Origin of the sequence: Prosthecobacter sp. (assembly GCF_049294395.1) — a bacterium.
Taxonomy (GTDB): Bacteria; Verrucomicrobiota; Verrucomicrobiia; order Verrucomicrobiales; family Verrucomicrobiaceae; genus Prosthecobacter.
This window is the reverse complement of sequence record NZ_JBAQCR010000130.1, coordinates 1-11,652: the sequence shown is the minus strand read 5'-3', so window position 1 is coordinate 11,652 and position 11,652 is coordinate 1. Positions and strand designations below refer to the sequence as shown.

12 protein-coding genes are annotated in these 11,652 nt (G+C 58.0%); 5 read left to right on the top strand and 7 right to left on the bottom strand.

Translation table 11 applies throughout. From position 1 onward, the window contains the following. Together WAW39_RS08560 and WAW39_RS08555 are read left to right on the top strand one after the other, a co-directional pair. Positions 1-66 (top strand): PEP-CTERM sorting domain-containing protein (locus WAW39_RS08560; protein WP_422317781.1); only part of this gene is annotated, 66 nt, incomplete at its 5' end. A gap of 64 nt (positions 67-130) precedes the next feature. Continuing rightward, entirely contained in the window at positions 131-1,438 is a 1,308-nt protein-coding gene (locus WAW39_RS08555; protein ID WP_422317779.1) for an RsmB/NOP family class I SAM-dependent RNA methyltransferase, read from the top strand. Positions 1,439-1,493: 55 nt separating this feature from the next. On the opposite strand, the gene WAW39_RS08550 is transcribed toward WAW39_RS08555, so the two are convergent. The 4 genes from WAW39_RS08550 to WAW39_RS08535 form a co-directional block, all read right to left on the bottom strand. Then, positions 1,494-1,721 carry an FmdB family zinc ribbon protein gene (locus tag WAW39_RS08550; protein ID WP_422317777.1) on the bottom strand — a complete coding sequence of 76 codons (228 nt, stop codon included), beginning with the start codon at positions 1,719-1,721 and terminating at the stop codon, positions 1,494-1,496. Between the two features lie 117 nt (positions 1,722-1,838). Then, complete coding sequence (locus WAW39_RS08545; RefSeq protein WP_422317775.1) at positions 1,839-3,395, bottom strand: MFS transporter; 1,557 nt, start codon at positions 3,393-3,395, stop codon at positions 1,839-1,841. 276 nt (positions 3,396-3,671) lie between these two features. Continuing rightward, positions 3,672-5,213, bottom strand: coding sequence for an MFS transporter (locus WAW39_RS08540; protein ID WP_422317773.1), 1,542 nt, complete (start codon positions 5,211-5,213; stop codon positions 3,672-3,674). Between the two features lie 134 nt (positions 5,214-5,347). Further along, positions 5,348-6,388 carry an aldo/keto reductase gene (locus WAW39_RS08535; protein ID WP_422317771.1) on the bottom strand — a complete coding sequence of 347 codons (1,041 nt, stop codon included), beginning with the start codon at positions 6,386-6,388 and terminating at the stop codon, positions 5,348-5,350. 245 nt (positions 6,389-6,633) lie between these two features. Here WAW39_RS08535 and WAW39_RS08530 point away from each other — a divergent pair, with 245 nt between their 5' ends. Beyond that, entirely contained in the window at positions 6,634-6,912 is a 279-nt protein-coding gene (locus WAW39_RS08530) for a hypothetical protein (protein ID WP_422317769.1), read from the top strand. A gap of 371 nt (positions 6,913-7,283) precedes the next feature. On the opposite strand, the gene smpB is transcribed toward WAW39_RS08530, so the two are convergent. After that, the gene (smpB, locus tag WAW39_RS08525) at positions 7,284-7,745 is read right to left on the bottom strand and encodes an SsrA-binding protein SmpB (RefSeq protein WP_422317767.1); all 462 of its coding nucleotides are present in this window, start codon (positions 7,743-7,745) and stop codon (positions 7,284-7,286) included. A gap of 66 nt (positions 7,746-7,811) precedes the next feature. Further along, complete coding sequence (locus WAW39_RS08520; protein WP_422317765.1) at positions 7,812-8,015, bottom strand: DNA-directed RNA polymerase subunit omega; 204 nt, start codon at positions 8,013-8,015, stop codon at positions 7,812-7,814. A gap of 131 nt (positions 8,016-8,146) precedes the next feature. Between WAW39_RS08520 and gmd the strand changes: the two genes are divergently transcribed. Continuing rightward, positions 8,147-9,166, top strand: a complete 1,020-nt coding sequence (gmd, locus tag WAW39_RS08515; protein WP_422317763.1) for a GDP-mannose 4,6-dehydratase — start codon at positions 8,147-8,149, stop codon at positions 9,164-9,166. Between the two features lie 180 nt (positions 9,167-9,346). Here gmd and WAW39_RS08510 read toward each other — a convergent pair whose 3' ends face one another. Then, entirely contained in the window at positions 9,347-9,814 is a 468-nt protein-coding gene (locus WAW39_RS08510) for a deoxycytidylate deaminase (RefSeq protein ID WP_422317761.1), read from the bottom strand. Between the two features lie 673 nt (positions 9,815-10,487). Between WAW39_RS08510 and WAW39_RS08505 the strand changes: the two genes are divergently transcribed. Next, positions 10,488-11,652 (top strand): hypothetical protein (locus WAW39_RS08505; protein ID WP_422317759.1); only part of this gene is annotated, 1,165 nt, incomplete at its 3' end.

The following is an 11,652-nucleotide window of genomic DNA, read 5'->3' as shown; positions in this document are numbered from 1 at the left end:
GAGCCGGGGCGTGCCTGCCTGCTGCTGCTCGGCCTGCTGGGTTTGGGGCTGCGCCGGCGGCGCTAAGTTGATTCATTCCACCATGGCTTGTCAGCTTGCATCGTGACGGTGGGCGGACTATCGACGCAGGATGAAGCTCCCGCCCCACCTGCTCGACGAAATCATCCTCTCACTTGGAGAGGTTTTTGTGGGCAAACGGTATGCGGACAAGGTGATCGAGTTCACCTTCAAGCGGCATCGCAAGTGGGGCAGCCGGGACCGGCGCATCTTTGCCGAGTCCATTTATGAGTGCGTGCGCTGGTGGCGCTGGTTCTGGTATCTGGCCGGGCTGCCTGACGAAGAGCACACGCAGCCGGAGAACATCACCCCGGAGCGTCTCTGGCGCGTGTGGGCCGCCTACTGGATCTCCAACGGCCGTGATCTGCCCAAGGATGAAACCGCGCCCGAGGTAAAGCCGGAGGATGTGATGAAACGTGCCAAAGCAGGCGCATCTCCTGCCATCCGTGCCGCAATCCCGGACTGGCTGGAAGCACGTGGCACTCGTGAACTCGGGGCCGCGTGGCCCGCGCTGCGCGAGTCGCTGAACCTGCCTGCGGATGTGTTTATGCGCGTGAACACGCTCAAAAACGACCGCCGTGCCCTGCGCGAGCGTCTCGGCCAGGAAGGCTATGAAACCGAAGCCGTGGATCAGGTGCCCAGCGCCCTGCGTCTGAAGCAGCGGGCGAATTTGTTTGGCACCGATTCCTACAAAGCCGGCTTGTTTGAGGTGCAGGATGCCGCCTCTCAGCTCATCGCACCGTTTTTGCAGCCTGAACCCGGCATGCGGGTCATCGATGCCTGTGCTGGTGGCGGTGGCAAGGCGCTGCACCTCGCGGCCATCATGCGCAACAAGGGCCGCCTGCTGGCGCTGGACATTCATGCCTGGAAGCTGGCGGAGCTGCGCAAGCGCGCCTCACGTGCCGGGGTGGACATCATCGAAGCACGCGAGATCGAAGGCTCCAAGACCGTGAAGCGTCTGGCGCAAAAAGCGGATCGTGTCCTCCTAGACGTGCCATGCTCCGGCATGGGCGTGCTGCGCCGCAATCCGGATGCGAAGTGGAAACTCAGCGATACCGAGATCGATCGTCTCATCGCCCTCCAGGCCGAGATTCTCGAAAACTACAGCCGCATGGTCGCCCCCGGCGGCAAACTCGTCTATGCCACCTGCAGCATCCTGCCCAGCGAAAACGAACTCCAGGTCCAGGCTTTCCTGGCCAAACACGGTGAGGAATGGACCCTCGAAGAGGAACTCCACCGCACGCCAGAGACCGGCGCATTTGACGGATTCTATGCGGCGAGGCTGATGAGGAAACCTGCTCCGCAAAATGACGAAATCAAAGTGGCGAATGCCGAAGAAAAGCCCAATGACGAAGCTGTCCCGGCTGCTCCAGCCGTTTAGGCTTTCGAGCTTCGGATTTCATTCGTCATTCGGGAATTAGACATTCGTCATTGCCTCAATGGCACCCGCAGCCCGTACCGCAGGAGCCTCCCCCGCTTGAGGCCTGGGAGCCGCCGCTGCTGCCGCCCATCAATCCGGTGCCACCAATCGGCACGCGACGGACCGGCTGTCCGCTGTCCGGGTGCTGCGTGAGGGCGGCATCCTTCATGCTCTGGCGGATTTCAAAGCGCTTGGTGGGTTCACCTTCAAACTGGGGGATGGTTTCGTAAACGTAGGTGGGCATGATCAGAAATGTCGAATGTTCGAAATACGAATGCCGAATGAATGAAGCTGCGCAAGGCAGGAAATAAAAACGGCGTCCCCGTAAAGGGACGCCGCGTGGGAGTAATGGATGGATAGATCAGGCTTTCGCAGCCATCTCCTCCTCAATGGTCAGAGGCTTGTAGCCGCCGATGGACTTGAAGTAGACCAGCAGGAGAAGGTAGATCACGGCCATCGTACCGGGGATGTAGGAGTCAAACTTCAGCGTCTTGCGGTCGCCCTGCTGATCGGCCAGCACCACGGCCTTCTGATCAGCAGTCTTTTCCTTGGCTTCCTTGGCTTCGGAGAGCTTCTTGCCATCAAGACCGATGGCAGCGGTCGCTTCCAGATTGAGGAACTTGCTCGGAGCTTCCGCCTTGTAGGTTTCGTAGAGGGCGGGGTTGGAGGCCTTCAGGGACTCACCAGCGAAGCGGTCCTTCGTATAGCCGAGGCCAGGACCACCGATGATACCAGCGGAGAGCATCCCGATGCCACCCATGATGGAGATGGCCACAGCGCCCGTGCTTGGAAAGCGGTCAGAAGCAACGGCCAGCATCGTGGGCCAGAAGAAGGTCTTGCCAAAGGCATACACGCCCAGAGCGACGAGCGCAGTGCCGAAGGTGTTCATGCCGGAGGCCAGTGTGAGACCGCCGCAGGCAAGGGCTGCGCAAATGCAGAGCAGGCCGACAGGGGAGAGCTTGAGCGTCTTTTCGATCCAATGAGCGCAGAAACGCAGGCCGAACATGATGGCGGAGGTCCAGAGGAAGAGGGCCTTGCCCTGCTCAGGGGTGAACAGGTTACCGGTGATGTTCTGGATCCAGCCGTCCGTGCCCAGCTCGACCGCACCGACGAGGGCGTGAGTGACGAAGAGGATGAAAAGCACAAGCGATCCAAGCGAGAACTTGGTGAGCACACCCACGGCGATCAGCACAATGCCGCCCGTGGCGTAGCCGAGGTTCTTGGCCAGAGCAGGCTCAACGCTGAGCACGTCCTTGAAGAAGCCTTCCGCAAAGAAGGAAAGGAGGAAGCAGGCCACGGCACCGCCGAGAATGCCGACGTCCTTGAGCATGTTGCCAAAGCTGACGCCCTTGGCCGCAGCGGCGGACTGGGGGAACTTCTGGCCCATGAACATGAGGCCGTAGATGACGGTCGGGATGAGATACAGCGCGAGCTGGATGCGCCAGTTGATCTCCATCTTGTCGTCAAGGAACCAGCCGATGATCACACCGATCACCATGCCGGCAGGCCAGGAGGCGTGCAGGATGTTGAGGTAATGCGTGCGGTTTTCCGGGAACAGCGTGGCGACCAGCGGATTGGCCACGGCTTCCAGGGTGCCATTCGCGAACGCGAAGATGAACATGCCGAGGGAGAGCACCATGAAGGCGCTGCTGCCGCTGGCGGTGAAGGTGACGAGCGCGGAGACGATGTGCAGCAGGAAGGCCACCACGACGAGCTTGCCGTAGCCGATCTTGTCCACCACGACACCGCCAAGGATGATGCCAAAGCAGAAGCCGTTGAAGCCCATGCCGCCGATGGCTCCGAGCTGCGCGCCCGTGAAGCCGAACTCCTTCGCCCAGTTGTCAAAGATGCCGCCGCGGATGGCGAAGCCGACGCCGGCCGCGAGAATGGCCATGAAGCCGGCCCAGAGAAGTCTCATTCGATTGTTTTCGCTCATAGAGGAGGGAGTGGAGTGTGTGTTGGTTGGAGTGATGGTTGCGGGAACGGGCGTGTTTTAGGTGCCACGCCTCTGAGCGACAAGGAAAAAGTGTTCTCAAGACTGAGAAGTTGCCAGAACACGCAGCGGGAAGGTCCGCAAGTCGCGTCCAGAAAAAGACCTTTGCGGTGAGCGCTTTCGGGCGGGCGGACCTGTTATCGCTGCGAAGCCTGTCGATCTTGCAGTGAATGCAGGGGGCTCTCGATTCTGCGTTGCGGGTCAGTGGGCCGGGCTGGCATCTCCTTCGGAAATGACGACCGGTTTGTACCCACCACGGGCCTTGAACCAGAAGAACATGCCAAGATAGCAGGCCAGCATGAAGCTGGGGAGAATGGCGATGGTGGTGAAGACGCTGCGCTTGCTCGCGGCCTGCACGCTCTCGAGTTCCTGATGCTGAGGGGCAGGGAGGGCCTTGATTTTTTCCTGGTTCAGCGTTGGCGCATTGCCGAAGATGCCAGCCTTGGGGTCGCCTTTGATCTGGGAGTACAGAGCGCTGTGCTCAGTCGCGGAGAGACGATCGGCCATGTCGAGATCCTGCTTGTGACCGATGTAGGGGCTGCCCAGCACGCCCAGGAAGAGTACGCCCACAGCGGAGACGCCATTGAGGGTGAGGGCCCCGCCTTTGGGGAACTGCTCGGCGGTGAGCCCCAGCGTGGTGCTCCACAGGAAGGTCTTGCCCAGAGCATACACCGTCGCTGCCGCGAGGATAACCCAGCCAGTGGCATGGGAGAGGAAGATCAGCCCGGTGATGGCAATGGCCCCGCTGATGACCAGCAGGCCGATGGGGGAGAATCTGTGCACGATGGGGCCGGCGTAAAAGCGCAGCACCGTCATGATGACGGAGACATACACAAAGATCCACGTGGCGAAGTTCGGGAAATCCGGGCCGCTGAGCTTGAGCAGTTCCGGCATCCACCCGTCGGTGCCGAGTTCGGTCGTGGCGAGAGGTCCAATGGTGATGAGAACAACGATGAAGAGCCAGTTGCCCAGTGAATGGGTATAAAAGCCAGTGGCCGCACCCAGCACCAGTCCGGCGATGAGCGAGTCCCTCAGGGAGGCCTCGTAGCCGATCATCTGCATGACCGCGCAGTAAACCAGGGAACCGATGATGAAGGAGCCCACCGCACCCACTTCCTTGAGCATGTCGCGGTAGCTCACACCGGCGGCCACGCGCTCATTCACTGGGAATGTCCGTGGGAGGATCAGCAGCGTGTAAAGTACCACGGGGATGAAGCACAGCGCAAAGCGGAACTGCCACACGGCATTGAAGAACAGTTTCGTTTCTGGCAGCAGCGCACAAAACAGCGCGCCCAGCGCCAGTCCTGCGGGCCAGCCTGCATGCAGGATGTTCAGCCACTTTGATTTGTTCTTGCTGAAGATCGTGGCGACGACCGGATTGATGAACGACTCCACCGTCCCATTCGCCACGGCAACGAGCAGCGAGCTCCAGTAAAAGTCTTCATACCCGGAGGCGCGCAGGGTGAGCACCAGCGAAACGACATGGCAACCTGCGGCAAACAGCGCGACCGTTTTGTAGCCAATGCGGTCAATGATCAGGCTGAAGAAGATGATGCTCAGCGCAAACGGCCACATACCCGCGCCATTGATGGCTCCCTTCTGTGACTCAGACAGATTGAAGCTGTTCTGCAACTCACCAATCGTGTTGGCTCTCACCCCAAATACAAACGAGGTGGCAACCAGGGCGATGAAGCACGCCCAGAAGAGTTTCATGTCGGCTTTGCCGGAGGTGGTCTGAGTCATGGCGTGGGAGGGGATCGGTCAGGGAGTGCGCGATTCCAGCAAAAGCCGCCTCACAGCGCAACGTCTTTTTCCGGGTTCGAAAAATACCTCATAATCCTCTTGAGTGGGAATCTCAGGTTTGCACCGCAGAGCCCCTACAACCTCCGCAACCCATCCTCCGTCATCGCGCACGGGATCGCTTCATCGATCTCATTGATGCGGGCCAGCGTTTCAGCACTCAGCACCAGATCCGCAGCGGCCAGGCTCTCATTCAACTGCGCCACCGTCGTGGCACCGACGATGGTGGAGGCCACGAAGTCGTGCTGCTTGCTCCAGGCCAGCGCGAGCGCGGTGACGCTGACTCCGAGGTCGGCGGCAATGACCTGCAGCCGTGCGGTCGTCTCAAGGCTGCGCTCATTGACGAAGCGCGCGGCCATTCGCTTTTGCCGTGGGCCACCGTTCTGGATGTAGTCGGTGAAGCGTGCGCCCTTGGGCAGGGCGCCACCATTGTACTTGCCGCAAAGCACACCTCCACCCAGCGGTGAGTAGGGCAGCAGGCTCACGCCTTCCTTGCGGCAGACCTGCGCCAGTTCGCTCTCGCAGCGGCGGTTGATGAGGGAGAAATTGTTCTGCACCGTGGCCATGCGGGCCAGACCGTGCTTCTCGGCCTCCCACAGATTTTTCATCACACCCCAGCAGGTTTCATTGCTGCTGCCCCACGCGCGGATCTTGCCCTGATCGATGAGATCAGTCAGCGCTCCCAGCGTTTCCTCCTGCTGCATGCCATGATCCGGCCAATGTGTTTGATAAAGGTCGATGTAGTCTGTTTGCAGCCGTCGCAGGCTGTCCTCACAGGCCTGGAAGATCTGGCGGCGGTCCAGTGCCGTGAAGCCACCACGCACCGGCGGGCGGAACCACCCATGCCCAGGCCCCGTCACCTTCGAAGCAATGATGATCTCACCTCGCTTCTGCCCCTTGAGCCACTTGCCCACGATCTGCTCCGTCACCCCAAACAGCTCAGTGCTCGGCGGCACCGGATACAGCTCCGCCGTGTCAAAGAAGTCGATCCCCGCCTCAAGGGCCCGGTCCATGATTTCAAACGACGTTTTCTCGTCCGCCTGCAGACCAAAGGTCATGGTTCCCATGCAGATGTCAGTGACAACGATACCCGTGCGGCCAAGGCGTTTGCGATTCATATGGGGCGGATGCTAAAGCAGGAGGCGTGATGGGCAAATATGAAAGTGCCATGGGCATGCTTCGATCCTCCTCGGAAAAAGAAGAGATCACATGTCCAGGCTTTCTTGGTGCTCGACAAAACAAGAGTCTGTCGTGTAGATCAGACATTTAAGATGGAATTGTTTTCCATCAGCGAGTTGGGCAGGTCTGCCAACTTTCTCAAGCAACGCACCCAAACATCCAAGACACCACCCGCCTCCATCCCATGGCAACCGAATACAATCCCGAATTAATTCAAAAACTGGCGGACAAGCTTTATAGCCAGGCGAACACCTCCATCGTGCTTGGAACGCTCATCGGTTTCGTGGCCGGTGGATTATTCGGTTTGTCTGCCTCGCACCAGTCTGCAACCGGGGCCATCATTGGCGTCGTGCTCGGGAGCATCGCGGGTTACCTCATCGGTCAGTCGCGTGCATTCTCGCTGCGTGTTCAAGCCCAAATGGCGCTCTGCCAGCGCCAGATCGAATTGAACACCCGGCACTGAATGCTGGCGCGGCCAGCCCAGCTGCTCACGTCTTGCTCGAACTCATCTCGACAGGATCAGCACAATCGTGGCATACCTGCACAGCAAACATTCTCCGCTTTCCTGTCAGATAATTACACGCTGAAAACCATGCGCATTCTCTGCTTCTATTGCTCGCTTCTGTTATGCACAAGCTGTGCCTCGACTCAGAGCCGTGCTTCCAGTTCTGAGGACGATGAGGTATCAGGGCCCAAAAAAGCGGGCGGTTATTGCCTGGGATTTCTTCAAGAGTGTTTATACAGTTTTTACGCGGGTTCAGTCACACGCTAGTTGGACTCCTTACACTCACCGCATAGCGGATCGCCCCCAGCTACCGGACGCATGCTCCGTTTCTACCGCTTGTTCTTCTGATTAAAATTCGCCACCGTCCGGGCTGCTTCGCGGTTTTCGGCCTTCTCCTTCAGATCCTGTCTCTGATCCCCATGGGTCTTGCCTTTGCCGACACCGATCTCGATCTTGATGTGGTGGCCTTTCCAGTAGGCCCGCAGGATGGGCAGTGCGAGCCCCTTTTGCTGCGTCTGGGCCAGCAGCTTCATGATCTCGTTCTTGTGCAGCAGGAGCCGGCGGGTGCGGCGGGGCTCGTGGGTGGTGTGGCTGGCCTTCTCGTAGGTTTGGATGTCACAGCCATAGAGCCAGACCTGGCCGCGATCCACGCGGGCGAAGGCGTCTGAGATGTTCAGCTTCCCGAGGCGGATGGATTTCACCTCGGTGCCGCGGAGTTCGACGCCAGCCTCGTATTTTTCGAGGATGTGGTAGTCGCGCGGGGCTTTGCGATTCGTGGCGATCTCGGACATGGGTCGCGCGGGGAACCGCTGATGTTAACGAAGAACTGGCGGTTCTGCCGGGGAGGGCAGGGTGGCCTAGCTCTTGTCGATGGTGGCGATGGTGATCTTGCCCTGAATGATTTCAAGGAGGGCGAGGTCGGCTTCACGGAGGCCGGGGCGGCGCTCGACGAGAACCGCATGGCCCGCGGCGATCTGACGGACTCGCTTGGAGACCATGTTGATCAGGATGGGGTGATCTTTGACGATTAGCGCGGCTTGTTCGACGAGGTCAGCTCTCATAAATTGAAATCGGGGCTGGGATTGGGGGGGCAGAGAATAAGGGGAGACTCGTGGGGTGCAACTGTTATGTTCCTGCTTTTCCCCTTGCGGAATGGGGGGCGGTATTGTCTCATCGGCGCTCGATTTGACTCATGAAGAAAGCTCTCATTACCGGAATCACAGGACAGGACGGCTCGTATCTCACGGAATTGCTGCTCGAAAAAGGCTATGAAGTGCACGGGATCATCCGCCGGGCTTCCAGTTTCAACACCGGGCGTCTTCAGCACCTGTTTGAGCCGGAATCCCACCTGCCGTCAAAGAATCTGCACCTGCATTACGGGGATTTGATGGACTCAGTGGCACTGGTAAAGCTGCTCTATGATCTGAAACCGGACGAAGTGTACAATCTCGGGGCACAGAGCCATGTACGTGTGTCGTTTGACGTGCCGGAGAGCACCGGAGACATCGTGGGCCTTGGTACACAGCGCATTCTGGAAGCCATTCGCGAAACTGGCCTGGTGGGCAAAGTCCGCTTCTATCAGGCCTCCTCCTCAGAAATGTTTGGCAAGGTGCAGGAGGTTCCACAGGTGGAGACCACGCCTTTTTGGCCCCGTTCGCCCTACGCCTGTGCGAAAGTTTATGGCCACTGGCTGACGGTGAACTACCGCGAAAGCTACGGCCTGCATGCCAGCAGCGGCATTCTTTTCAATCATGAGTCGCCACGCCGTGGGGAGACCTTTGTGACCCGCAAGATCACCCGCGCTGCCACCCGCATCAAAATGGGGTTGCAGGACAAGCTTTTCCTAGGAAACATGGATGCGAAGCGCGACTGGGGCTACGCGAAGGACTATGTGGAAATGATGTGGATGATGCTCCAGCAGGATCAGCCGGATGACTATGTGATCGCCACGAACGAGACGCACAGTGTGAAGGAATTCGTCCAGGAGGCCTTCGGCGCGCTGGATCTCGACTGGGAGCAGCACGTCAAATATGACGCCCGCTATGAACGCCCGGCGGAGGTGGAACTCCTCATCGGGGATCCGGCCAAGGCCCGCAAGAAGCTGGGCTGGGAGCCGAAGGTGAAATTTAAGGAACTGGTGAAGATCATGGTGGAGGCTGATCTGCAGCTCGCGAAGCATGAACTGGCGGTGAAGAACGTCAAAGCTGCCTGATTGGCTGGAGCCCGGCCGGGATAAAATGGGTGATTTCGTGCGCTGGTGCGCACGAAGTCACATTGCGGGCGGACCGGTCTGCTATGCAACCTGGGAGAATTCGAGACGGGCTTCGCTTCACACAAGCTGCATGCTCTTCACGTGCTTTGGTGCCGCGTCAGCAAGCCTCTACGTAGTGTTCTACTTGGCTGCGGTAGAAACGATCTGCGGGTAATCGGCAAGCTGGATCAGCGGGATGCCATAACGCCCGGCGATGGCATCTGCCTCCGACTCAGGGTAATCGTCGCGGAAATAGACTTCTTTGACGCCATAGGCGCAGAGCATCTGCATGCAGCTGGTGCAGGGTTTCGTGGTGCAGGCGACGAGCTTCACATTGCCACGGGTGAACAGGCTGCAAAGGTTCACCTCGGCATGCAGCATGTATTTACGTCGTGCATCCCGATCTGCCCAAAAATCAGGACCTGCATCGTAGCCGGGCGCAAGGCCATTGTAGGCGGTTCCGATCACCCGGTTGTCAAAGTCAATGGCCACCGCCCCAACCTTCCGAAAGGGATCCTCTGAACGCAGGCTGGCCACGTGGGCAAGCGCCATGGCGTATTCTGGGATGGTCAACCGCGCTGCCGGGGCAGGATGGGCTTCAATGGACATGGCCGCACATGAACTTTTAAACCTGCTGAGTCAAACAGGAGCGGTGAAGGCATGCATTTTTCAGCCGCCTTAAAATTCATTTGAACATGTTACAATGAACACTATATAGCTTTCGGAAAGTTGTCCTAATTATCAAACTCAAACCATGAACTCTTTCAATTCCAAGCGGCTTCCGATCGGTAAATTGTTCGGCAAATTACGCAGTTTGATCGCCCTGGCGCCCCCTTCCAACAGTCCTCACAGATCGTGGGACAGGGCATCCTCGAGAGAAATCCAGCTCGAGTTTGATTTTGAACACAGAAAACGCGTTCGTGAAACGCGGAATGCCGTTTCAGTGGTCGCCTTCAAGAACTGAAGGGGGGGGGATTGGCCGGCCGCGTGTAGCGGCGAACGCCAAATTATTGTGAATCAAGGGAGAGTATGTGGCGAAATCGAGAGAAATTTGGTATAGACAAAACCAAGTAGAATTGCTTGTATCGTTGTTTTAATTCCCGACCCACTCTCTCCCGTCATGCTGATCAACAACTCTCGCCCCATCCCCATCAGTGCTCTCCTGATGGTGATTACCCTCACGACCGGCTGTTTGTTGCCGCAACGTTCCAACGCTCAATTTGGTGTTTCACCTTCACAAACCAGCAACTTTTTCAATGACCTTCGGTCCCGCACCGGTCAGATGAAAAAGACGACCCAGTCGTCCGCACGCAGTGGAGACGTGGTGTACGACTACGAAAAAGGGGCATACGTCAGCCAGGAAGACCAGGAGGGGTATCAAAGTCTTCAGCAATTGCTGCGTTCTGACCGTCAAATTTCACAGCCTTCGGTGCGCAGCGGCAGTTCCGCATTCGCCGCTCGTGCTGTGGGTGATTACACCACCTACTCCGGCCAGTATTCACAGTCACTGAGCTATTTTGCTCCCACCTACACCTCAGATCCCTTCCTTACGGGCAAGCGCAATCTGAAGGTTGGTCCTGTGAACATTGGTTTTGGCCTTTACCAGGGGTTTGAATACAACAGCAACATTCGCCGCACCGCCGTTCCGGTGTCAGACGTCATCAGCAGCACGCTGCTCAACGTCAGCGCCAACTATCGCGTTTCACAAAACAATGTCCTGAGTTTCACCGGCGGTCTCGGCGTGGATCATTATTTCAATCATCCAGAACTGGCAGCTTATGGAAACGGCAATTACCTGATCAACGTCTTGCCAGGAACGACGCTTGCTTTTGATATCAAGGCCGGCCCTGTGAATTTCACCATTTATGACCGCATGTCCATGCGTCCTGCGCTGAACAATGCCTTTGTCGGTGCTGCGAATAATTCGAGCTTCGGTGTCTTCCAGAACGATTTTGGTGTCGCCGCCAACTGGCAGATCAATTCGGCCTGGGCTCTGGCTGTCAACTACACAAACACCATCTCCGAGGCATTGGGCAGCAACAACAAGCAGTTCAGTCGTACGATGAACACCCTGCATGCCTCCCTCACATACAGCCCGACGGCGACTTGGATTTTGGGCACGGAAGGCGGGGTTTCGTTCCTGAACTACGTGAATCCTACTTTGAACGACGGCGTTCTCTTCAACTGGGGCGCGTTTGTCAGTGTGCCTCTGGGCAAATCAACCATTATCAAACTGGCTGGCGGTCTGCAGGCCTTCAATTTCGACTCGCCAACGGTTATCGCCCCGAATGGTCCAGGAGACAGTTCCGACCTGAACGGCTATTACTACAACCTCAGCATTACCAACCAGCTCAATGCTCGCTTCAGCCACACGCTGACCGTTGGGCATGAATCCTCCATCAACCTGGCTTCGAACTACATTACCGCCGACTTCGTCAACTATGGGG

What these genes read in the sequence shown, in the direction of transcription:
- WAW39_RS08555 (WP_422317779.1), top strand. Translation starts at nt 131, where the DNA reads ATGAAGCTCCCGCCCCACCTGCTCGACGAAATCATCCTCTCACTTGGA.
- WAW39_RS08550 (WP_422317777.1), bottom strand. Translation starts at nt 1,721, where the DNA reads ATGCCCACCTACGTTTACGAAACCATCCCCCAGTTTGAAGGTGAACCC.
- WAW39_RS08545 (WP_422317775.1), bottom strand. Translation starts at nt 3,395, where the DNA reads ATGAGACTTCTCTGGGCCGGCTTCATGGCCATTCTCGCGGCCGGCGTC.
- WAW39_RS08540 (WP_422317773.1), bottom strand. Translation starts at nt 5,213, where the DNA reads ATGACTCAGACCACCTCCGGCAAAGCCGACATGAAACTCTTCTGGGCG.
- WAW39_RS08535 (WP_422317771.1), bottom strand. Translation starts at nt 6,388, where the DNA reads ATGAATCGCAAACGCCTTGGCCGCACGGGTATCGTTGTCACTGACATC.
- WAW39_RS08530 (WP_422317769.1), top strand. Translation starts at nt 6,634, where the DNA reads ATGGCAACCGAATACAATCCCGAATTAATTCAAAAACTGGCGGACAAG.
- smpB (WP_422317767.1), bottom strand. Translation starts at nt 7,745, where the DNA reads ATGTCCGAGATCGCCACGAATCGCAAAGCCCCGCGCGACTACCACATC.
- WAW39_RS08520 (WP_422317765.1), bottom strand. Translation starts at nt 8,015, where the DNA reads ATGAGAGCTGACCTCGTCGAACAAGCCGCGCTAATCGTCAAAGATCAC.
- gmd (WP_422317763.1), top strand. Translation starts at nt 8,147, where the DNA reads ATGAAGAAAGCTCTCATTACCGGAATCACAGGACAGGACGGCTCGTAT.
- WAW39_RS08510 (WP_422317761.1), bottom strand. Translation starts at nt 9,814, where the DNA reads ATGTCCATTGAAGCCCATCCTGCCCCGGCAGCGCGGTTGACCATCCCA.